This window comes from Alienimonas sp. DA493 (genome assembly GCF_043951915.1).
In the GTDB taxonomy this organism is placed as follows: domain Bacteria; phylum Planctomycetota; class Planctomycetia; order Planctomycetales; family Planctomycetaceae; genus Alienimonas.
In genome coordinates, this window is sequence record NZ_JBINJD010000013.1 from 1 (window position 1) to 19,848 (window position 19,848).

At 70.0% G+C, this 19,848-nt stretch carries 17 protein-coding genes; 9 read left to right on the forward strand and 8 right to left on the reverse strand.

Annotation, left to right across the window (positions count from 1 at the left end):
- From ACG2DA_RS03315 to ACG2DA_RS03345, 7 genes are all read right to left on the reverse strand, one after another.
- Nucleotides 1–862: FAD:protein FMN transferase (locus ACG2DA_RS03315; RefSeq protein WP_395254045.1), on the reverse strand; the 862-nt coding region annotated here is incomplete at its 3' end.
- A complete protein-coding gene (nqrF, locus tag ACG2DA_RS03320; RefSeq protein WP_395254046.1) occupies nucleotides 859–2,091 on the reverse strand; it encodes an NADH:ubiquinone reductase (Na(+)-transporting) subunit F in 1,233 nt (410 codons plus the stop codon). The genes ACG2DA_RS03315 and nqrF, both read right to left, overlap by 4 nt.
- A 109-nt stretch (nucleotides 2,092–2,200) precedes the next feature.
- Entirely contained in the window at nucleotides 2,201–2,851 is a 651-nt protein-coding gene (gene nqrE, locus ACG2DA_RS03325; protein ID WP_395254047.1) for an NADH:ubiquinone reductase (Na(+)-transporting) subunit E, read from the reverse strand.
- 71 nt (nucleotides 2,852–2,922) lie between these two features.
- Nucleotides 2,923–3,537 carry an NADH:ubiquinone reductase (Na(+)-transporting) subunit D gene (locus ACG2DA_RS03330; RefSeq protein ID WP_395254048.1) on the reverse strand — a complete coding sequence of 205 codons (615 nt, stop codon included), beginning with the start codon at nucleotides 3,535–3,537 and terminating at the stop codon, nucleotides 2,923–2,925.
- 69 nt (nucleotides 3,538–3,606) lie between these two features.
- A complete protein-coding gene (gene nqrC / locus ACG2DA_RS03335) occupies nucleotides 3,607–4,503 on the reverse strand; it encodes an NADH:ubiquinone reductase (Na(+)-transporting) subunit C (RefSeq protein WP_395254049.1) in 897 nt (298 codons plus the stop codon).
- A gap of 76 nt (nucleotides 4,504–4,579) precedes the next feature.
- Nucleotides 4,580–6,253 carry an NADH:ubiquinone reductase (Na(+)-transporting) subunit B gene (locus tag ACG2DA_RS03340; protein ID WP_395254050.1) on the reverse strand — a complete coding sequence of 558 codons (1,674 nt, stop codon included), beginning with the start codon at nucleotides 6,251–6,253 and terminating at the stop codon, nucleotides 4,580–4,582.
- Between the two features lie 145 nt (nucleotides 6,254–6,398).
- Nucleotides 6,399–7,796, reverse strand: a complete 1,398-nt coding sequence (locus ACG2DA_RS03345) for a Na(+)-translocating NADH-quinone reductase subunit A (protein ID WP_395254051.1) — start codon at nucleotides 7,794–7,796, stop codon at nucleotides 6,399–6,401.
- Nucleotides 7,797–8,107: 311 nt separating this feature from the next.
- On the opposite strand from ACG2DA_RS03345, the gene ACG2DA_RS03350 reads away from it, so the two are divergent.
- The 4 genes from ACG2DA_RS03350 to ACG2DA_RS03365 all read left to right on the forward strand — a co-directional run bounded on the left by ACG2DA_RS03350 (nucleotide 8,108) and on the right by ACG2DA_RS03365 (nucleotide 12,916).
- Nucleotides 8,108–8,731: a biliverdin-producing heme oxygenase gene (locus tag ACG2DA_RS03350; protein WP_395254052.1), complete on the forward strand. Its 624-nt coding sequence runs from the start codon at nucleotides 8,108–8,110 to the stop codon at nucleotides 8,729–8,731.
- 21 nt (nucleotides 8,732–8,752) lie between these two features.
- A complete protein-coding gene (locus ACG2DA_RS03355; protein WP_395254053.1) occupies nucleotides 8,753–11,065 on the forward strand; it encodes an ATP-binding protein in 2,313 nt (770 codons plus the stop codon).
- Between the two features lie 71 nt (nucleotides 11,066–11,136).
- Nucleotides 11,137–11,592, forward strand: a complete 456-nt coding sequence (locus ACG2DA_RS03360) for a response regulator (protein WP_395254054.1) — start codon at nucleotides 11,137–11,139, stop codon at nucleotides 11,590–11,592.
- Nucleotides 11,593–11,818: 226 nt separating this feature from the next.
- On the forward strand, nucleotides 11,819–12,916 hold the full coding sequence (locus ACG2DA_RS03365; protein WP_395254055.1) for an ATP-binding protein: 1,098 nt from the start codon (nucleotides 11,819–11,821) through the stop codon (nucleotides 12,914–12,916).
- 71 nt (nucleotides 12,917–12,987) lie between these two features.
- Here ACG2DA_RS03365 and ACG2DA_RS03370 read toward each other — a convergent pair whose 3' ends face one another.
- Complete coding sequence (locus ACG2DA_RS03370; protein WP_395254056.1) at nucleotides 12,988–13,605, reverse strand: DedA family protein; 618 nt, start codon at nucleotides 13,603–13,605, stop codon at nucleotides 12,988–12,990.
- A gap of 252 nt (nucleotides 13,606–13,857) precedes the next feature.
- Here ACG2DA_RS03370 and coxB point away from each other — a divergent pair, with 252 nt between their 5' ends.
- The 5 genes from coxB to ACG2DA_RS03395 all read left to right on the forward strand — a co-directional run bounded on the left by coxB (nucleotide 13,858) and on the right by ACG2DA_RS03395 (nucleotide 19,779).
- Complete coding sequence (gene coxB, locus ACG2DA_RS03375) at nucleotides 13,858–14,880, forward strand: cytochrome c oxidase subunit II (protein ID WP_395254057.1); 1,023 nt, start codon at nucleotides 13,858–13,860, stop codon at nucleotides 14,878–14,880.
- A 176-nt stretch (nucleotides 14,881–15,056) separates the two neighbouring features.
- On the forward strand, nucleotides 15,057–17,531 hold the full coding sequence (gene ctaD / locus ACG2DA_RS03380; RefSeq protein ID WP_395254090.1) for a cytochrome c oxidase subunit I: 2,475 nt from the start codon (nucleotides 15,057–15,059) through the stop codon (nucleotides 17,529–17,531).
- The gene (locus ACG2DA_RS03385; RefSeq protein ID WP_395254058.1) at nucleotides 17,528–17,950 is read left to right on the forward strand and encodes a hypothetical protein; all 423 of its coding nucleotides are present in this window, start codon (nucleotides 17,528–17,530) and stop codon (nucleotides 17,948–17,950) included. The genes ctaD and ACG2DA_RS03385 overlap by 4 nt, the downstream gene beginning before the upstream one ends.
- On the forward strand, nucleotides 17,947–18,618 hold the full coding sequence (locus ACG2DA_RS03390) for a cytochrome c oxidase assembly protein (RefSeq protein WP_395254059.1): 672 nt from the start codon (nucleotides 17,947–17,949) through the stop codon (nucleotides 18,616–18,618). The genes ACG2DA_RS03385 and ACG2DA_RS03390 overlap by 4 nt, the downstream gene beginning before the upstream one ends.
- A gap of 51 nt (nucleotides 18,619–18,669) precedes the next feature.
- The gene (locus tag ACG2DA_RS03395; protein ID WP_395254060.1) at nucleotides 18,670–19,779 is read left to right on the forward strand and encodes a c-type cytochrome; all 1,110 of its coding nucleotides are present in this window, start codon (nucleotides 18,670–18,672) and stop codon (nucleotides 19,777–19,779) included.
- Nucleotides 19,780–19,848 lie beyond the last annotated feature (69 nt).

The window sequence follows — 19,848 nt, forward strand, 5'->3', positions numbered from 1 at the left end:
GGCCGGTGCGAGGGTCGATCGTGTGGACGACCGTTTCGCCGTCGAGTTCGTAGAAGTTCCGATAGTTCCCGCTGGTGGCGAGGGCCCGGGACGCCGGGTCGCCGGAGAGGGCGACGCCCCGCTGCACCGCCCGCCGGCGGCCGGTGGGATCTCGGATCGGCGTTTCGACGCCTACCGTCCAAGGCGCTCCGCCGGCCTTCGCCCCGGCCGCCCGCACCTCCCCGCCGACCTCGACGAGAAAGTCCGTCACGCCCGCGGCGACCAGCCGCTCCGCGACGCGATCCACGCCGTGCCCCTTGGCGATCGCCGACAGGTTCACCCGCACGCCCGGCAGCGCCTTTCGCAACGCCGGCGGGTCGAACCGCACGGCCAGCTTGTCGAAGCCGACGACCTCCCGGGCGGCCGCCAGCGCCTCGTCGGACGGCGCCTGCACCGGGCGGGTTCCGTCGCCGAAGCCCCACAGATCGACCAGCGGTCCGACCGTCGGGTCGAACGCCCCGTCGCTCTCCGCGGCGATCTCCAGCGCCAGGGCCGTCACCGCGGCGGTCGCCGGCGAGACGGGGAACCAGTCGGTCGAGTTCGCGACGTTGAACCGGCTCAGTTCGCTGTCCGGGTCCCACGTCGACATCTGCCGGTTCACCGCCGCGAGTTCCTCCTCCGTCGCGGCGACCAACGCCTCCTTCGTCACGCCCTCCGGCAGCGCCGTGACGGCGACGGAGTACGTCGTGCCCATCGTCTGCCCGCCCCAACGGACGGGAGCCGGGGCCGGGTCCGCGCCGCAGCCGCACAGCGCGAGCGCCAATAAAAACGGAACGCCGAGGCCCTGCAGGGCCTCGGCGTTCCGGCGACCAGAGGCGCTCATCCGCCGAAGTCGTCGAACATGATGTTCTCCGGCTCTACGCCGAGATCGTCCAACGTCTTCAGCACGGCCTGCAACATCATCGGCGGGCCGCAGATGTAGTACTCGATGTCCTCCGGCGCCGGGTGGTCCTTCAGATAGTTATCGTGGAGCACCTGGTGAATAAATCCAGTGTAGCCGTCCCAGTTGTCCTCCGGCAGCGGGTCCGACAGGGCGATGTTGAACTGGAAGTTCGGGAAGTCCTTTTCGATCTGCCGAAACTCGTCGATGTAGAACAGTTCCCGCTTGCTCCGGCCGCCGTACCAGTAGGAGACCTTCCGGTCGGTCTTGAGGCCCTTGAACAGCTGGAAGATGTGGCTGCGGAGCGGGGCCATGCCGGCGCCGCCGCCGATGTAAACCATCTCGGCGTTCGTATCCTTAATGAAGAACTCGCCGTAGGGGCCGGAGATGGTGCACTTGTCGCCCGGCTTCAGGTTGAAGATGTAGCTGGACACCTTCCCCGGCGGCGTGCCTTCCGGCGCCCGCGGCGGCGGGCTGGCGATCCGGACGTTCAGGCGAATGATGCCTTCCTCGCCGGGCCAGTTGGCCATTGAGTAGGCCCGGAACACCGGCTCTTCGACGACGGACTTGTACCGCCACAGATCGAATTTGTCCCAGTCCTCGCGGAAGCGTTCCTCAATGTCGAAGTCCTTGTAGTGCACCTCGTGAGGCGGGACTTCGATCTGGATAAAGCCGCCGGACTTGAACTTCACCTCCTCGCCCTCGGGCAGCTCGAGGATGAGGTCCTTGATGAAGGTGGCGACGTTCTCGTTGCTGCGGACGGTGCACTCCCACTTTTTGGTCTCGAAGACCTCCGGCGGGACCTCGATTTTCATGTCCTGCTTGACGGCGACCTGGCAGGAAAGCCGTTCGCCCTCGCGGGCCTGCTTCTTGTTGATGTGGCCGGCCTCGGTGGGCAGCAGGTCGCCGCCGCCTTCGAGCACCCGCACCTTGCACTGGGCGCAGGTGCCGCCGCCGCCGCAGGCGCTGCTGACGAAGATGCCGTTGTTCGCCAGGGCCCCCAGCAGCTTGCCGCCGGCGGGCACGTGCAGGGTTTTCTGATCGTTGACGTTGATCTCCACGTCGCCGCTGGCCACCAGCTGCTTGCGGGCCAGCAGGATGACCGTCACCAGCCCCATCACGATCAGCGTGAAGAAGGTGATGCCGAGCAGGATCGGATAAAACGCGTCCATCGGACTCTTTGAAAATCGGTGGCTTGTACGACGAACCGCCGGCCGGCGGCGCTTTCAACTCGGATCCCTCGCCCCTCGCCCGGCCTCCCGGCGAACGGGCTCCCCGCGACTAGATGCCGCCGAGGCCCATGAAGGCCAGCGCCATCAGGCCGACGGTGATGAACGTGATGCCCAGGCCCTTCAGCCCGTCCGGCACGTCGGAGTATTTCAGCTTCTCGCGGATCCCGGCGAGGGCCACGATCGCCAGGGCCCAGCCGACGCCGCTGCCGAAGCCGTAGATCACGCTCTGCGTGAAGTCGTATTTCCGCTCCACCATGAACAGGCTGCCGCCGAGGATGGCGCAGTTCACCGTGATCAGCGGCAGAAAGATGCCCAGCGCGTTGTAGAGGGCCGGCACGTAGCGATCGAGGGTCATCTCCAGGATCTGAACCATCGCCGCGATCACGCCGATGTAGCTGATAAATCCCAGGAAGCTGAGGTCCAGCGAGGCGAACTTGAACTGGTCCGGGTCCGTCGACTCCGCCGTGCCGGCGAGCTGGTCCAGCCAGACCAGCGCCCCGGGGCGGAGGAGGTGCTGGAAGATGAGGTTGTTGGCCGGCACGGTGATCGACTGGATCACGATCACCGCGATGCCCAGGCCGATCGCCGTTTTGACGTTCTTGGAGACCGCCAGGAACGTGCACATGCCCAGGAAGAAGGCGAGCGCGAGGTTCTCGACGAAAACGCTTTTGAGGAACAGTCCGAGGTAGGCTTCAGTCATGGCGGCGGAGCGGGGTGCGGCGGGGTGCGGTCAGGCGTGGCGGACGGCGGCGGAGCGAAAACCCAAGCGGGTCAGTGCCCCTCCTCGACCTGCTCCGGCTTCCAGGTGCGGACGATCCAGATAAACGCCCCGATCAGGAAGAAGGCGCTCGGCGGCAACAGCATCAGGCCGTTGGCGTTGTAGCTGGCCGGGAAGATGTCGTAGCCCCACAGCTTGCCGGCGCCGAACAGCTCTCGGAAGAAGCCCACGAGCACCAGCACCAACCCGTACCCCAGCCCGTTGCCGATGCCGTCCAGGGCGGACAGGCCCACGCTGTTCTTCATCGCGAAGCCCTCGGCCCGGCCCATCACGATGCAGTTCGTGATAATCAGGCCGACGAACACGCTCAGCTCCCGGGCCACGTCCGGGACGAAGGCCTTCAACACCTGGTCGACCACGATCACCAGCGAGGCGATCACCGTCATCTGCACGATGATGCGGATCGAGCTGGGGATGAAGTCCCGGATCAGGGCGATCGCGGCGCCGCTGCACATGCAGACGGCGATCACGCACAAGCTCATCACCACGCTGGGCTTGAGCTGGCTGGTCACCGCCAGCGCGCTGCAAATCCCCAGAATCTGCAACCCGATCGGGTTGTTGTTGAAAACGGGGTCGAAGAGGACCGAGGTCGGTTTGGGGGCGGCCATAGCGTGCCGGGCGGCGTGCGGGGCGGGAAACGGGCGGCGGACGAACGGGACGGAGCGGCGACGGGTCGATCAGGACGCGGTGCGCTCCGCCTCCTCCTCGAGCATCTCTTCGGCGGCGGCGGGACTGACGCGGTTGATCTCCAGGAACTCCGGCGTGACCTTGCGGAGGTAGGCTCCGAAGGCGTCTTCGGAGAGCCAGTAGTTCACCATCGCCTCAACGCCGTTGCCGGTGATCGTGGCTCCGGCGAGGGCGTCCACCTGGTAGGCGGCGGCTTCGCTGCCCTCCGGGGCGGGCACCTTGGCGACCTCGAACTGCGGGCTCCACTCCTCGTCGAAGGCGAACTGGCCCTGCCAGTCCTCCTGCCAGATCGGATTCTCCACCTCGGCGCCCAGGCCAGCGGTTTCGGCCTGCTCGTAGAAGGTGACGCCGGCGATCGGGAAGCGGTCCCGGGGGACGTCCTCGTCGAAGTTCACCTCGAGGGCGAGGTACGCTCGCAGCGTGCTCCACAGGCCCTTGCCGGAAACCGGCAACACGACCCGCTCGACGGTCTGCCCGTCTTCGGAAAGCACCTGATAGACCGGGGCGACGTTCGGTCGCCGGCCGGGCACGCCGTATTTCGGGGCGATCGGTTCGGAGTAGTCCTCGTCGTCCGCAGCGGCCTCGAAGTCGAAGGCCTTGGTGCCGGGTTCCGGGGCGACGGTCGGCTCGCCGTCGGCCAGATTGATCCACTGCTCGCGGATGCGTTCGGAGTAGACCCGCTCCACCTCCTCGTTGGAGGCGTCGACCTCGATCAGGCCGGCGGCGATGAGGCGGTTCCGCTGCTTGGCGAGCTTTTCGTTCTCGTTTTGCAGGTCCCGCAGCGACACCGCCGCGACGCTGACCACCGCGCTGCACACCAGGCAGAGCAGCACCGAGACCGTCAGCACGTTGGCCAGCGAGTCTTTATTTTTCGGCTTGAAGGCCACGGGGCGGGTCGTCTGAGGCGGGGTGAAAAAGCGGGGACGGGGGACGCGAACGTCCGACGAAAGTACGCAGCGGGAGTCAGGCGGCGGCGGGGGCCGGCACGTTGTAGTCCTCGGACGGCCGGGCGGTCGTTGCCTTGGCCCGGGCCAGCCGGCGGTTGATGTTCCGCTGCACGACGAAGTGGTCGATCAGCGGAGCGAACACGTTGCCGAACAGCACCGCCAGCATGATGCCCTCCGGGTAGGCCGGGTTCACCACGCGGATCAGCACGGTGACGACGCCGATCAGAATGCCGTACCACCAGTGCCCGGCCTTAGTCCACGTGGAGCTGACCGGGTCGGTCGCCATGAACACCGCCCCGAAGGCGAAGCCGCCGACGACGAGGTGGTACCAAGGCGGAATGTTGTACATCGCGTACATCGCTTCCGGATCGCCGACGCCGGCGACCTCGCGGACGCCGAGCCAGGCGAGGCCGTCGCCGACGATCAGCCAGAGCAGCGTGTCGAAGGCCAGCAGGCCGACGACGCAGCCGGCCATGATCCGCCAGGCGCCGACGCCCACGCCGATCAGGATCGCGGCGCCGATGAGCGCCGCCAGGGCGCTGGTCTCGCCCATCGAGCCTTCAATGAAGCCGACGAAGGCGTCCCACCAGTCGACGGCCGTTTTGTTCTCGATCAGGTCCGCCATGCTGCTGCCGCGCGGCATCGTGGACATCGTGTTGAGGGTCGTGGCGCTGGTGTAGGCGTCGTAAGCCGCCTCGCTGGCGCCGGTGGCGGCGTTCCAGACTTTGTCGCCGGTGATCTCCGCCGGGTAGGCGAAGTACAGGAACGCCCGACTGGTCATCGCCGGGTTCAGGAAGTTCTTGCCGGTGCCGCCGAACACCTCTTTGCCGATCACCACGCCGAACAGGATGCCCAGCGCCGCCTGCCACAGCGGAGTGGTCGCCGGCAGCGTGAGGGGAAACAGCATGCTGGTGACGAGGAAGCCCTCGTTGATCTCGTGCCCCCGCACCACGCTGAAGATCGCCTCCGCCGTACCGCCGACGGCGACCGTCACGATGTACAGCGGCAAGAACCACAGCAGACCGTGTAGGAAGTTGGCGGCGAAGTTGTCCGGGTCCGGCCCCAACCCCAGAGAGCCCAGAACCCAGCCCCGCCAGCCTTCGACATGCGGATCCTCCAGCACGCGGGCCTGGACGAGCTTGTCCACGGCGGCCCGGGCGGCGAGGGCGGCTTCGAACTCCTCCTCCTGCTCCGCGGTCGGCTCGCCGTCGCCGAGGATCGCGTTCTCCAATTCCTCCGGCGTGGTCTCCACGATCGGCGCGGCGGCCGCCTCAATCTCCGCGGCCGGCTCGAGCACCAGCGTCGCGGCGGACAACTCGGCGAATTCCTCCGCCCGCAGGTCCGCCAGCACGCCGGCGGGCAGCGCGTCGAGGGCCTGCTCCGCCTCAACGGCGAACGCCTGCCGGTTCTCGGCGGCGTCGGCGGCCAACTCCGTGACCAGCGCCCGGTTCGCCTGATAGCCCGTATTGTAGCAGGCCATGAAGATGGCCGGGATCAGCGCGACGATGACCAACGTCATCATCCGCTTCAGGTCCATGCCGTCGCGCACGTGGCTAGGCCCCTCGGTCACCTCGCCGGGGGTGTAGAGAAAGGTGTCCGCCGCCTCGTAGGCGGGGTACAACTTTTCCAGCTTCCCGCCCTTCTCGAACAGGGGGGCGAATTTATCGAGGGAGCTTCGGAGCAGCTTCATTGAAGAAGGCGGACGGGCGAAGGCGGAAGGCGGAGGGAACGGACGAGGTCGACGCCGGCACGATCAGGACCGGGGCGGAAGGGTCAACTGCGTCGGCCGGAAGCGCGTCACTTCCGCCTCCCGCCTTCACCCTCCCGCCTGCGACTCAGCCCTCCTCCTCAATGGTGTCGAGCTGATCCCGCAGGATCGGCCCGTAGTCCGTCTTGCCGGGGCAGACGAACGTGCACAGGGCGATGTCCTCCTCGATCAACTCCAGCGCCCCGAGCAACTGGGCGTTCTCGGTGTCGTCGGTGACGAGCGCCCGCAACAGGAAGGTGGGCTCGATGTCGAGCGGCATCACCTGCTCGTACATCCCCAGCGGCACCATCGCCCGGCGGGAGCCGCCGGTCGAGGTGGTGAAGTTCATGCTCCGCCCCGGCGAGACCGCGGAGGCGAAGATCCGCCGCACGCTGAACTTGTCGAACCCGGGCTTCTGCCAGCCGAGGAACTCCCGCTCGTTCCCCTCCAGCAGCACGCTGACCTGGTTGGCGTACCGCGACAGGAAGCCGACGTGCTCGGAGGCGTGCAGCCCCAGCGCCGTGTGCCCGGCGAACACGCTGCCGGAGATCACCCGGTTCAACCCAGCCTTCAGTTCGCCCTCGGTCAGCGCCGCGAGATCGGCCCCGACGCTGGTGCGAATGAGCCGGGGCTCTTTCACCTGCGGACCGGCCAGCGAAACGATCCGCTCGCTGGAGAGCCGCCCGGTGGCGAACAGCTCGCCGAAGGCGATCACGTCCTGATAGCCAACGTGCCACACCGTCTTGCCGCGGTGCACCGGATCGAGCACGTGGATGTGCGTGCCGGGCAGCCCGGCGGGATGCGGACCGGCGAACTCGCGGACTTCGATCTTCGGCAGATCGCTGCCGGGCAGGTTCGCCCCGGGGGCGGTGCAGAGGAACACCGGGCCGCCGGTCAGATGCGGGAGCAACTGGAGACCGAAGCGGAAGAAGTCCGCCTTCTCCGCGATCGCCACCGCGGGATCCGGGGCGAGCGGATTCGTGTCGATCGCCGTCACGAAGATGCTGTGCGGCACGGACCGCGGCGGCGGCGTTTTGCCGAACGGCCGAGCGCGGAACGCCGGCCACAACCCACTGCTCACCAGCCCGTCGCGAACCTGATCACGAGTGAGGGCCGACAGATCGCCGGTGTGGGCCGGAAACTCCTCGGCGTCGTCGCCCTCAACGTCGATGACCAGCGACAGAAACTTCCGCTTCGCCCCCCGATTCACCGCCGAGACCGTGCCGGACGCCGGGGCGGTGAAGACGACGCCTTCGGTCTTCTTGTCCTCAAACACCGGCTGGCCGCGCTTCACGCGGTCGCCCTCGGCGACGAGCATCGTCGGCTTCATGCCGATGTAGTCGTCGCCCAATAGGGCGACGCGGGCGGCGGGCTTCGAATCGATCCGCGCCTGATCCGGGGCGCCGGCGATCGGCAGATCGAGCCCCCGGGGAACCCGGATGAGCCGTCCTCGGTCGCCGGACGTCTGTTGTGCGGAGCGAATCATGCGGGGGGCAGTTCGGGCGTCGTCGCCGGTCGCGGACGGACCCCGATCCGGAACGGACCCCGGGCGCGAGAAGCGACGGGGGCCGCGCGGACGGGGCGTGGGGCGGCGTGATTGTGACGGCCGCCCCGAACGCCGCAACCCCGGCGCCGCACGTGAACGCCTCCTCATCCGGAAATCCCCGCGTCCGCTCGTCGCACTTTCGCGCCCCATGCGGTCCCCGAACCGGGCGTCGGGCAGAGGCGAGGCGGCCAAACGGGGTCGCCGCGGTAGGATCGCCCCCCGTTCCGCCCCCGCCGCAGCGCCCCCGCCCCGTGTCGCCGAAGGAGCCCGCGACGCCGACCGCCCCGCCCGAGGGGGCCGCCGCCCTGCTGCGCGAGGCGACCCGGGAGCGGCACGCGGCGGTCGAGGCGCGGCTGGATCTCGCCGAACTGCTGGCGTCCCCGGCGGGCTACGCCGCCCTGCTGGGGTACTTCGCGGCCTCGCTGGCGCCGGTGGAGGCGTGGGTCGCGGCCCATCCGCGGGCCGACGCCCTGCCCGCCGGCCTGTTCCGCCCCGGCACGCCGCTGTTGCGGGACGACCTGCGGGCGCTCGGGGCCGACGCCGCGGCGCCGGCCGCCGACCCGCTCTTTCTGCTCGACGGCCCGACGGAGGCCCATCTGCTGGGCGTGCTGTACGTGCTGGAGGGCTCCGCCCTGGGGGGGCTGACGATCGCCAAGCAGGCCCGGCGGGCGTTGGGAACGACGGCGACGACCGGGGCCTCCTTCTTCCTCCGCAACGCCGCCGACCCGCTCGGCCCCTGGAACGCCTTCAAGCAGCGGCTGAACGCCCGGGTGCGGACGGCGGCCGACCGCGACGCCGCCGTCGCCGCGGCCCGCGCCGCCTTCGATCAGTTCCTCCGCCAGCCCGCGCCGTCGGCCCGTCCCCTTCCCTGCTGATTCCCCGCTGAGCCCCCCGCGTTGACCTCCCCCGCCCCGATCGACGAACGCACCGCCCGCCCCCCCGGCGCCCTTCCGGGGGAACTGCCCGGCAAGTCCGAGCTGGAAGCGCTGATGGCCGAGTGCGCCTCCGAGCCGATTCGCACCCCCGGCTCGATCCAGCCCCACGGGGCGCTGCTGGCGGTCGACCACGACCTCCGCATCACCCGGGCCAGCCGCAACCTGGCGGAGTTCGCCGGCGTCGCGGCGGAGGAGGCCGTCGGGAAGCCGCTGGACGCGGCGCTGCGGCTGCCGGAGGGCTTCCGGTTCGACCCGACGCAGCCGCGGCGGGGGGCGACGATGGTGAAAGCTCGTCCCGCAGCGGGCGAGGACCGCGTGCTGCGGGCCGCCCTGCACCGGGCCGGGGGGGAGACGATCGTCGAATTCGCCCCCGCCGGCGAGCCCCGTCCCGACACGGAGGACGGCCACCGCTGGGACGAGTCGTTCGGCCTCGCCGGACGGCTGATGGAGCGCACCCGGGGCGTGACGGCGGTCGAGGAGCTGTGCGCGATCGTCACGGACGTCGTGCGGTCGCAAACCGGGTTCGACCACGTGATGGCCTACCGGTTCGACGAGGAGTTCAACGGCGAAGTCGTCGCGGAGAGCCGCGGCGGAACGCTCGGCCCGTATCTGGGGCTGCGCTATCCGGCCAGCGACATCCCCGAACAGGCGCGGGCCCTGTACCTGACCACGCACGTCCGGGCGATGGCGGACGTGGGGTACGAACCGGCGGAGCTGATCGCGGATCGGCTCCCCGACGGATCGGAGCGCCCCCCGCTGGACATGTCCGCCTGCCGACTGCGGAGCATGTCGCCGATCCACCGCACCTACCTGCGGAACATGGGGGTCTCCGCCAGCCTGGTGCTGTCGATCGTGTGCGACGACCGCCTCTGGGGCCTGATCGCCTGCCACCACGCCGAGCCGCGGACGGTCTCGCTGGACGCGGTGCACTCGATGGCGCTGGTCAGCGAGATGATCTCGATCCGGGTGCAGATGCTCGAAGAACGGCAGCTGCGCCGGCTGCTCGCGGCCCGCTTCGCCAATCGCAACGAGATCCTGGACCGGCTGCACTCCGCGGACGACCTGATCGAGGAGCTCGCCGGGTCCGCGGAGAGCCTGATGGAGATGATGCGGGCCGACGGGCTGGCGGTGCGGTTCGGGGACGACGTGTGGACCGCCGGCCTGGCGCCGCAGCGGGAGGAGGTGGACCGGCTGGTGGACCGCCTCGGGGATCGCAGCCGGGACGGGCTGTACTTCACGGAGTCGCTCCGCCAGGACCTGCCGGACGTCTCCATCGCCGACGCCGGCGTCGCCGGGGCGGCGGCGCTGCAATTCCGCGAGCGGGACTTCATCGTCTTCTTCCGGGAGGCACAGGCCCGGTCGATCCGCTGGGGGGGCAACCCGCACAAGGCCGTCTCCCGCGACGCGGCCGGCCGGCTGCGGCCGCGGGCCTCTTTCGCGGAGTGGGTCGAACGGGTGGAGGGGCTCTCCCGCCCGTGGACCGAGGTGGACCGCAAAACCGCGGACGACTTCCAGAAGGCGCTGGCCGTGTTCGTGCTCCGCCGCACCCGGGAGATGAAGGAGCTCAACCGGCGGCTGCGGCAAAAAACGGACGAGATCGAACAGTTCGTCTACTCCGCCTCGCACGACCTGAAGTCCCCGCTGGTCACTGCGCAGGGCTTCCTGGGGGTGCTCCAGGAGGACCTCGCCGCGGGCCGGTACGACGAACTGCGGGACTCGATCGGGCGGATCGAACGGGCCACGGAGACGATGGGTTCGTTCATCCGCGACCTGCTCGCCTTCAGCCAGATCGGCCGGACCGGCGAGTCGGAGCCGAGTCTTGTGGACTGGAACGACGTTGCGGCGGAGGTGATCGACGGGCTGGCCCCGCTGATCGCGGAGCGGGGGGCGACGGTGGAGGTCGTCGACCGTCTACCGACGCTCCTTTGCCGGCCGCAGGACGTGTCCCGCGTGTTCGACAACCTGCTCCGCAACGCCCTGAAGTACGGCTGCGACGGCGAGATCCGCCGCATCGAGATCGGTTGCCGCTCCCAGCCGATCGAACACGTCGTGACCGTCCGAGACTGGGGGGTCGGCATTCCGGAGGAGTACCACGCCAAGGCGATGCAGCTGTTCCAACGCGTGCACATGCAAAAGGAGGGCACCGGCATCGGCCTGGCGAGCGTCGCCAAGATCGTGGAGCTGATCGGCGGCCGCGTCTGGTTGGAAAACCCGCCCGACGGGGGCCTCGCCGTCCGCCTCGCCCTCCCCCACGATCTGCCCGCCGACCCCTAAGATCTTCCCGCCCCGTCTCGTCCCGCGCCGGCTCCCGGTTTCTCGTTCTGATCGCCCAGGTTCGCCCTCCCATGCCTCCCCCGACCGTTCGGCCGACGCGCTTCCTGCTCGCCGAAGACGACGACGATCATGCGGAACTGGTCATCCGGACCTTCGCCCGCCGGCAGCCCGCCCACGTGCTGGACCGGGTGAACGACGGCGAGGCGGCGCTGCGGTACCTGAACCGTCAGGCGCCCTTCGAGCGGGTCGAGCGGCCGGAGGTGGTCCTGCTGGACCTCAACCTCCCGCGGCTCTCCGGGCACGAGGTGCTCTCGGCGATGAAGGCGGACGACGAGCTGCGGCTGATCCCGGTGGTCGTGCTGACCTCCTCCGAGGACCGCGGGGATCGTCTGCGGGCGTATCAGCGGTACGTGAACAGCTACGTCGTGAAGCCGCTGAACTTCTCGCACTTTCAGCAGTTGATCCGGGACGTGTGCGACTACTGGACCGGCTGGGACGCTCACCTGCCGCCGACCCGCCCCGTCTAGGCTGGGGAAACCCTCGCCCCTCGCCGGGAGAAGCCCTGACGCCTGGAAGGGGAAGGCCCTGAGCGGCTTCACGGCGGCGGGTCCGGCGGGCGGAAGTCCGCATTGGATTGCGGGCAGAGGGGCGTCGGCTGCGTTACACTTCCCCCGACCGGACAGGCGCCGCTGCGCGTCCCCGGTCTCCGCGACGGGCCCGCCCTCTCACAATGACCCCGCACCGCCGCGGTTTATGTCTTTCTCGCACCTGATGCGCGTGCTGGTCGTCGAGGATTCGGACGATCATTACGAACTGCTGCGCAGGCGGGTCATGGCGGACGGGCAGTCCGGCGTGGAGCTGTATCGCCAGGCGAGCCTCGCCGACGGGCTGGCGTTTCTGGACGCGCACGAAATCGACGTGGTCCTACTGGACCTCGGCCTGCCGGACAGCGCCGTCACGGACACGCTCAGCCGCTTCAAACGGGCCCGGCCCGAGCTGGCCGTGGTCGTGCTGACCTCCCTGGACGATCTCGACTTCGCCGCCGAGGCGGTCTCCCACGGGGCGCAGGACTTCCTCGTCAAATCGCAGCTCTCGCGGGACCGGGTGGTGCGGTCGTTGCGGTACGCGATCGAGCGGAAGCAGAAATCGCTGGGTCTGGAGAAGACGAACCAGGAGTTGCGGAACTTCGCCCACACCGTCGCTCACGAGGTGCGGAATCCCGCGGCGGCGGCCCTGTTGGCGCTCAGCTGCGTGCGGATGGAGCCGCTGTCCGAGCAGGGCAAGGAAATGGTCGGGATGGCGGAGGAATCCCTCCGCACGCTCTCGGACCTGGTGCGGGAACTGCTGAACTTTGCCGAGATCGAAAACGCCTCCGCCCCGGCCAAGGCGATCGCGTTGGATAGCGTGGTGGATCACGTCCTCGCCCGCTTCCAGGGCGAACTGGCTTCCGTGGGCGGAACCGTCGAGCGCGAGCCCCTGCCGACCGTCACCGCGCACTGGGCCCAGCTGAGCCTGCTGTTTCAGAACCTCATCGCCAACGCGATCAAGTACCGCAGCCCGGAGCGGGACCTGCGGATTCGCATCGTCCCGGCCGACGCGGAGCTGCCGGGCGTCGCCGTCTCCGACAACGGCGTGGGCATTGCGGAGACACACCTCCCGAAGCTGTTCGACGTCTTCTATCGGGCCGACCCCGCGGAGGACGTCCCCGGCACCGGCGTGGGGTTGGCGCTGTGCCGTCGCATCGTGCAGCGGTACGGCGGCGGCATGTCGGTGCGTTCCCGGGTGGGCGAGGGATCGACCTTTCAGGCCACGTTCGGCGAACCGTCCGCCGCCTCGGAACCCTCGCAGTAGCCCTCGGCGATCCGTTCTGACGCCCCAGGCCGCCGCTGCGACGCGGCGGCGGGCGAAACGGCGATTCGGCCTCAGGCGGCGTCGGCCCGACGGAGCTCCCGCCGACGCCGGATCACCCGCCAGACGAACGCCGCCAGCAGCACGCCGACGACGGCCATGCCGACGTAGTTCAGCACGTTCGTGATCGACTCCCGCTGCCCGGCGAGCCAGTATCCGACGCCCGCCAGCAGGGCCGTCCAGATCGTCGTGCCGATCGAGGTGCCGATCAGAAAGCGGACCAGCCCCATCTCCGACAGGCCGGCCGGCACGCTGATGAGCGTCCGCACGCCGGGCACCAGGCGGCCGATCGTGACGGCCCACAGGCCGTAGCGGTCGAACCAGCGGTCCGCCCGCTCCACGTCGCCGGGGGTGGCGCCCAACCAGTGCCCGTGCCGTTCGACCCAGCGGCGGAACCGCTCCGTGCCGACGTACCGGGCCGCGGCGTACCACCCCAATTGGCCGAGGATCGACCCGACGGTGCCGGCGAGGATCATCAGCGTCAGCGAGTACCCGCCGGACTTCGCCGCCGCCCCGGCGCCGGGCATCACGACCTCCGAGGGGATCGGCGGGAAGACGTTTTCGAAGAACATCAACGCCGCGGCGCCGGCGTAACCCCACGACTGCAGGGTCGAGGTGATGAAGTCTTCCAAGGACGGCCCCTGTCGCGGGTACGGAGTGTCGACGCGGGAGACGCGCGCCGCCGCCCGGTCGACGCGGCACCCTGCCGTCGCGCGTCGCTCCCGTCGAGGGAGGCGGCCCCGGAGCGGCGATGGGGGGAATGCCGCGAATTCCCGCCGACCCGCCCCGCCGGTTGACGCCGCCGCGTCTCCGACGGACGGTCCTCGAATCAAAGCGCCACGCGGTCCCGTTCCGTCGATCCCCCCGTGCCGATCGCCGCCCCCATGTCGGATCGCCCAGGCGCCGCACCTCCCCCGGCGGGCCGGTTCGTGGCGCCGTTCGTCGGCGGAGCGGTCGCGGTCGTCGCGGCGACCGGGTGCGACGGGACGCAGTCGGCGCTGGCCCCCGCCGGCCCCGCCGCGGAGCGGGTGCTCACGCTGTTCTGGTGGATGCTCGGCGGCGGCGTGCTGATCTGGGCGACGGTCGCGGCCCTGGCCGTCTACGCCATCGTGATCGAACGGCCGAAGTACGAACTCGACCCGACCCGCTGGTGGGTGATCGGCGGCGGGGTCGTCGCCCCCACCGTTATCCTGACGGTCCTGCTGATCTACGGCCTCGGCCTGATCCCCCCGCTGGTCCGCGACGCCCCGCCGGGCAGCCTGACGGTCGAGGCGGACGGCGTCCGCTGGTGGTGGCGATTCCGCTACCGAACCCCCGACGGCCCCGTCGAGACGGCGAACGAACTGCATCTGCCGACCGACGAACCGGTGCAGTTCCTGCTCCGCAGCGAGGACGTGATCCACTCCTTCTGGATCCCGCCCCTCGGCGGGAAGGTGGACATGATTCCCGGCCGGGAGAACCGCCTGGCCTTGGAGGCCGACCGGGCCGGCACGTTCCGCGGCGCCTGCGCGGAGTACTGCGGGGCCTCCCACGCCCTGATGAACTTCGACGTGACGACGCAGCCGCGGGAGGAGTTCGACGCCTGGCTCGCCGCTCAGGCCGCCCCCGCCGCGGAGCCGACGTCGGAGACCGCGGCGCTCGGAGCCCGCGTGTTCCTCCGCTCCGGCTGCGGGGCCTGCCACGCAATCCGCGGGACTCCGGCCGACGGCGTCGTCGGGCCGGACCTCACGCACGTCGGCGGCCGCCCCACGATCGGCGCCGGCCTGCTCCCCAACAACGAAGCGAACCTGGTCCGCTGGATCGCCCGGCCCGACGGATTGAAGCCTGGCGCCGAAATGCCCGCTTTCGATCACCTCCCCAAAGCCGAACTGCGGGCGCTCGCGGTGTATCTGAAAAGCCTGAAGTGAACGAGACGCCCGACCAACCGGTCGACGGGCCCCGCCCCGAGGACGACCCCCGCAGCGAGGGCGGCGGCGTGCCGGAGCGGGACCGCGTGCGGCCCGAGCGGGAGCGCCCCGGCGACATCGACCCGCTGCCGCAGGCCCCGCCGAAAGAGGTTCGCGACGCACAAGAGGAGCGCCTGATGAAGGTCTGGCGGGCCCCCAAAGGGCTCCGCTACTGGTCCGCGGTGAACAACACCGAGGTCGGCCTGTGGTACACGCTGGCGGCGTTCGCCTTCTTTTTATTCGGCGGGGTCCTGGCCCTGCTGATGCGCGTGCAGCTCGCCTTTCCGGAGAACGACTTCCTCTCGGCGGACCGATACAACCAGGTCTTCACCCTGCACGGCTCGGTGATGATGTTTCTGTTCGCCGTGCCGATCTTCGAGGCGTTCTCAATTTTGATTCTGCCCCAGATGCTGGGGGCCCGGGACCTGCCCTTCCCGCGGCTCTCGGCGTTCGGGTTCTGGTGTTATTTAATCGGCGGAATCTTTGTCTGCGGGTCGATCTTCTTCGACGCGGCCCCCAAGGGCGGGTGGTTTATGTACCCGCCGATGACGACCGACTATCAGCCCGGCGTGGGGGCGGACATTTGGCTGCTGGGGCTGTCCTTCATCGAGATCGCCTCGATCGCGGCGGCGGTAGAGTTGATCGTCGGGGCGCTGAAGTGCCGGCCGCCGGGGATGCGGGCGAACCTCATGCCGTTGTACGCCTGGTATATCCTCGTGGTGGGGGCGATGATTCTGTTCGCCTTCCCGCCGCTCATCGCGGGGGACGTGTTGTTGGAGATGGAGCGGGCCTTCGACTGGCCGTTCTTCGACCCGGCCCGCGGCGGGGACCCGGTGTTGTGGCAACACCTGTTTTGGATCTTCGGACACCCGGAGGTCTATATCGTCTTCCTGCCGTCGGTGGCCCTGATGGCGACGATCGTGCCCACCTTCGCCCGCACGCCGGTCGTCGGTTATAGCTGGATCGTGCTGGCCGCGGTGGGGACGGGCTTTCTCAGCTTCGGGCTGTGGGTGCACCACATGTTCACGATCGGCCTGCCGGGAGTCTCGATCGCCATATTCTCCGCGGCTTCGATGGCGATCGCCGTGCCGACGGGGGTGCAGTTGTTTTGCTTCCTGGCCACGCTGCTGGTCGGCAGGACGGCCCGTTCGGCGGCGATGCTGTTCATCCTCGCCAGCCTCGTGACGTTCGTCGCCGGCGGGTTGACCGGGGTGATGGTCGCCGTGGCCCCGTTCGACTTTCAGGCCCACGACACCTATTTCGTGGTCGGGCACCTGCATTACGTCCTGGTGGGCGGCACGATCTTCCCGATCGTCGGGGCGTTTTATTATTTCTTCCCCCTGGCCAGCGGCGGGAAACGGCTTTCGGAGCGGCTGGGGCGGATCGCCTTCTGGCTGTTGCTCGTCGGCTTCAACGTCACCTTCCTGCCGATGCACTGGAGCGGTCTGCGGGGCATGCCGCGGCGGGTTTACACCTACCCCGCCGGGATGGGCGTGGACCTATTGAACCTGATCTCCTCCTGCGGGGCGGCGTTGCTGGCGGCGGGCTTTTTGGTGTTCGTGTGGGACGTGCTGCGGCCGAAGGGGAAGCAACCGACGGCCCCGCGGAACCTGTGGCAGGCCGGCACGCTGGAGTGGCTGGCCGAGGCGGAGGGCCGCCCCTGGGGCGTGCGATCGATTCCGGAGATCGACAGCCGGTATCCGCTGTGGGATCAGCCGAACTTCGTCCGGGACGTGGACGAGGGACGCTTCTATCTGCCGGACGCCGAGGAAGAACTGCGGGAAACGCTGGTCACCTCCGTCGTCGACGCCCAACCGCAACAGTGCCTCCGCGTGCCCGGCCCGTCGTTCCTGCCGGCGCTGGCGGCGCTGTTCACCGGCGGATTTTTTATCTTCGCGACCTATAAATGGTGGTGGTGGGCGGGCGGCAGCGGACTGTTGGGCGTGGGCACGATCCTCGTCTGGCTGTGGACCGGCGCCGCCCGCATTCCGGAGAAGGACGAGAAGGACGTCGGGCTGGGCCTGTCGCTGCCGATTTACGTTTCCGGCCCCCGGGCAGTGGGCTGGTGGGCGATGACGATCACGATGATCGGCGACATGACGGCGTTCGTGTCGCTGGTGTTCGGCTATCTCTTTTATTGGACCGTGCATCCCGAGTTCCCCCCGCCGGGGATCGCCGACCCCGACCGGGTCCTGTTGCTGGTCGGCGGCGGGGCGCTGCTGGGCAGTTGGGGGGCGACGATCCTCGCCCGCCGCTGGAACCGCGGGGACCGGGCCGGCGCCTTCTACGCCGCCGCCGGGACCGCGGCGGCGCTGGCCCTCGGCGGGGCCGCGGCGTTGTGGGCGGCGCCGTGGCGGGCGGGGCTCGACCCGACGGAGCACGTCTACCCGGCGATGGTCTGGGTGCTCGTCGGCTGGACCGGGCTGCACGCCGTCGTCGGCGTGATCATGCAGCTGTACTGCGTGGCCCGGCGGCTGGCGGGACGCATGACGGCCCGGTACGACGCGGACCTGTGCAACGTCACGCTGTATTGGCACTTCCTCGCCCTCACCGTCGCCCTCACCGCGGCGACGCTCGCCGGGTTCCCGCTGCTCGCCGGAGAGTTGCCGTGAACGCCCCGCCCCCCGAACCAGCGGACGAACGCACCGGGGAACCGAACCTCGACGCCGATCTGCCGGAGCGGCCCGCCCTGCTCTGGGGGTTGGCGCTCTCCCCGACAATCTGGTCGCTTCACTTTCTGGCCTGCTACGTGCCGGCGGCGATCTGGTGCGCGAAGTTCGGCACGCTGGGCCGGCTGCCGGTTTATATCGCCGTCGTGACGGCGCTGGCCCTGGCGGCGATCGGGTGGACCGGCTGGGGCGGGTGGCGGCGGCACCGGACCGGGACGACCGGCGCCGTCCCGCACGACTTCGACGCCCCGATCGACCGGCACCGCTTCCTCGGCTTCGCCACGGCCCTGCTGTCGGGACTGTCGGCGTTCGCCACGCTGTTCACCGCGGCGGCGTTCCTGCTGGCGGGGGTCTGCGATTGAGAAACGCGTTCGCTCCCCCGCTGCTGATCGCCGCCGGGCTGGGCGCCCTGGCGGTTGCCTGGATCGGGCCGCTGCCGCGAGCCGCGGAGGGGGCGTTCACCGCGCACATGACGATGCACATGCTGAATGTGGCGATCGCCGCCCCGCTGCTGGCGCTGGGGATCGCCGGCACGCGGTGCGATCCGGTGCCGGCGGCGCCGTGGCTGTTCGCGGTAATCCCGGCGTCGGTCGCGGAACTGCTGATCGTCTGGGCCTGGCACGCTCCCGCTCCGCATCACCTCGCCCGGACATCTGCCTGGGGGCTGGTCGCCGAGCAGGCGACGTTCCTGCTGTCCGGCCTGTGGGTCTGGCTCTCGGCGTTCGGCGGGCGGACGGGGGGAGGGGCCCGCGACCGGGGCCGCAGCGCCGCGGGGGTGATCGGGCTGTTGCTCACCTCGATGCACATGACCCTGCTGGGCGCCCTGCTGGGGCTGGCCCCGCGGGCGGTCTACCCGCACCACGACGGCTTCGTGCTGCCCGGGTGGGGGCGGCTGACGGCGTTGCAGGATCAGCACCTCGGCGGGGCGGTGATGTTGATCGTCGGCGGGGCGGCCTACCTCGCCGGCGGGCTGGCGTTGTCCGCCGACCTGCTCAGAGCCCCGCCGCGGCCGACCGAACGGCCCGCCTGAACCTCGCTCCCCGCCCCCGCACGCTTCCCGCCCGCCCCGCCGTTCGCCGTGATGCCGCCGTCCGTCAAACGCTTTCTCACGCCGGTGGCGATCGTCGCCGCGGGGCTCGCCATGATCGGAGCGCTCGTGGCGGTCTCCGGGGTCGTGTCGGTGCGGGCGAGCAGCGGACACTGGGCGATCACCCGGTGGTTCCTCAGCTTTTCCATGGCCCGGTCCGTGTCGACGGACAGCCTCGACGTGACGGTCCCGGAGACGCTGGACGACCCGGCGATGATCCTCCGCGGCGCCGGGCACTACCAGACCGGCTGCTATGCCTGTCACGGCAACCCGACCACGCCCCACCCGCGGGTGGCCGCCGCGATGCTCCCGCCGCCGCCCTACCTGCCGGACGTGACGGCCCAGTGGGAGCCGGAGGAGCTGTTCACCATCGTCAAGCACGGCGTGAAGATGGCCGGCATGCCCGCCTGGCCCACGGAGGCTCGGGACGCCCGGGAGGACGAGGTCTGGGCCGTCGTCGCCTTTCTGCGGGCGTTCCCGGGGCTGTCGGAGTCGGAGTACCGGGAACTGGTCTGGGGCGATCTTGAAGAGGGCCGGGCGGCGCTGTCCGCGGCGGGGATCGAGCGGGCCCACGTGCAGACCTGCGTGCGGTGCCACGGCGTCGACGGCAACGGCCGCGGCGCGGGAGCCTTCCCCCTGCTGGCCGGGCAGAGCCGGGAGTACCTCGCCGCGTCCCTGCGGGCGTACGCCTCCGGCGGGCGGCCGAGCGGGATGATGGAGCCGATCGCCGCCGAATTGACCGCCGCGGAGGTCGACGCCCTCGCCGAGTACTTCGCCGCCCAGACGCCCCGGCCCTCTGAGCCCCGGTCGCCGGATGGGCAGGCGATCGCCCGCGGGGCGCTCATCGCCCGGGAGGGGGTTCCCGCACGCCACGTTCCCTCCTGCATAGACTGTCACGGCCCCGGGAAGGCGGTGGAGAACGAGGAGTACCCGCGGCTCGCCGGGCAGCCGGCGTGGTACCTCGTCACGCAGTTGGAGCTGTTCGCCAGCGGGGCCCGGGCCGGGACCGAGCGGGCGAACCTGATGCACGAGGTCGCCGACACGCTGACGGAGGACCAGATGGCCGACGTCGCCGCCTACTACGCCGCCGTGCCGGCCGAGTGACGGCCCCGCGATCGGTCCGCGTCCGTCGGCCGTTCACGAGCGACAGGGCGGGCCGGCGGAGACAGCCGG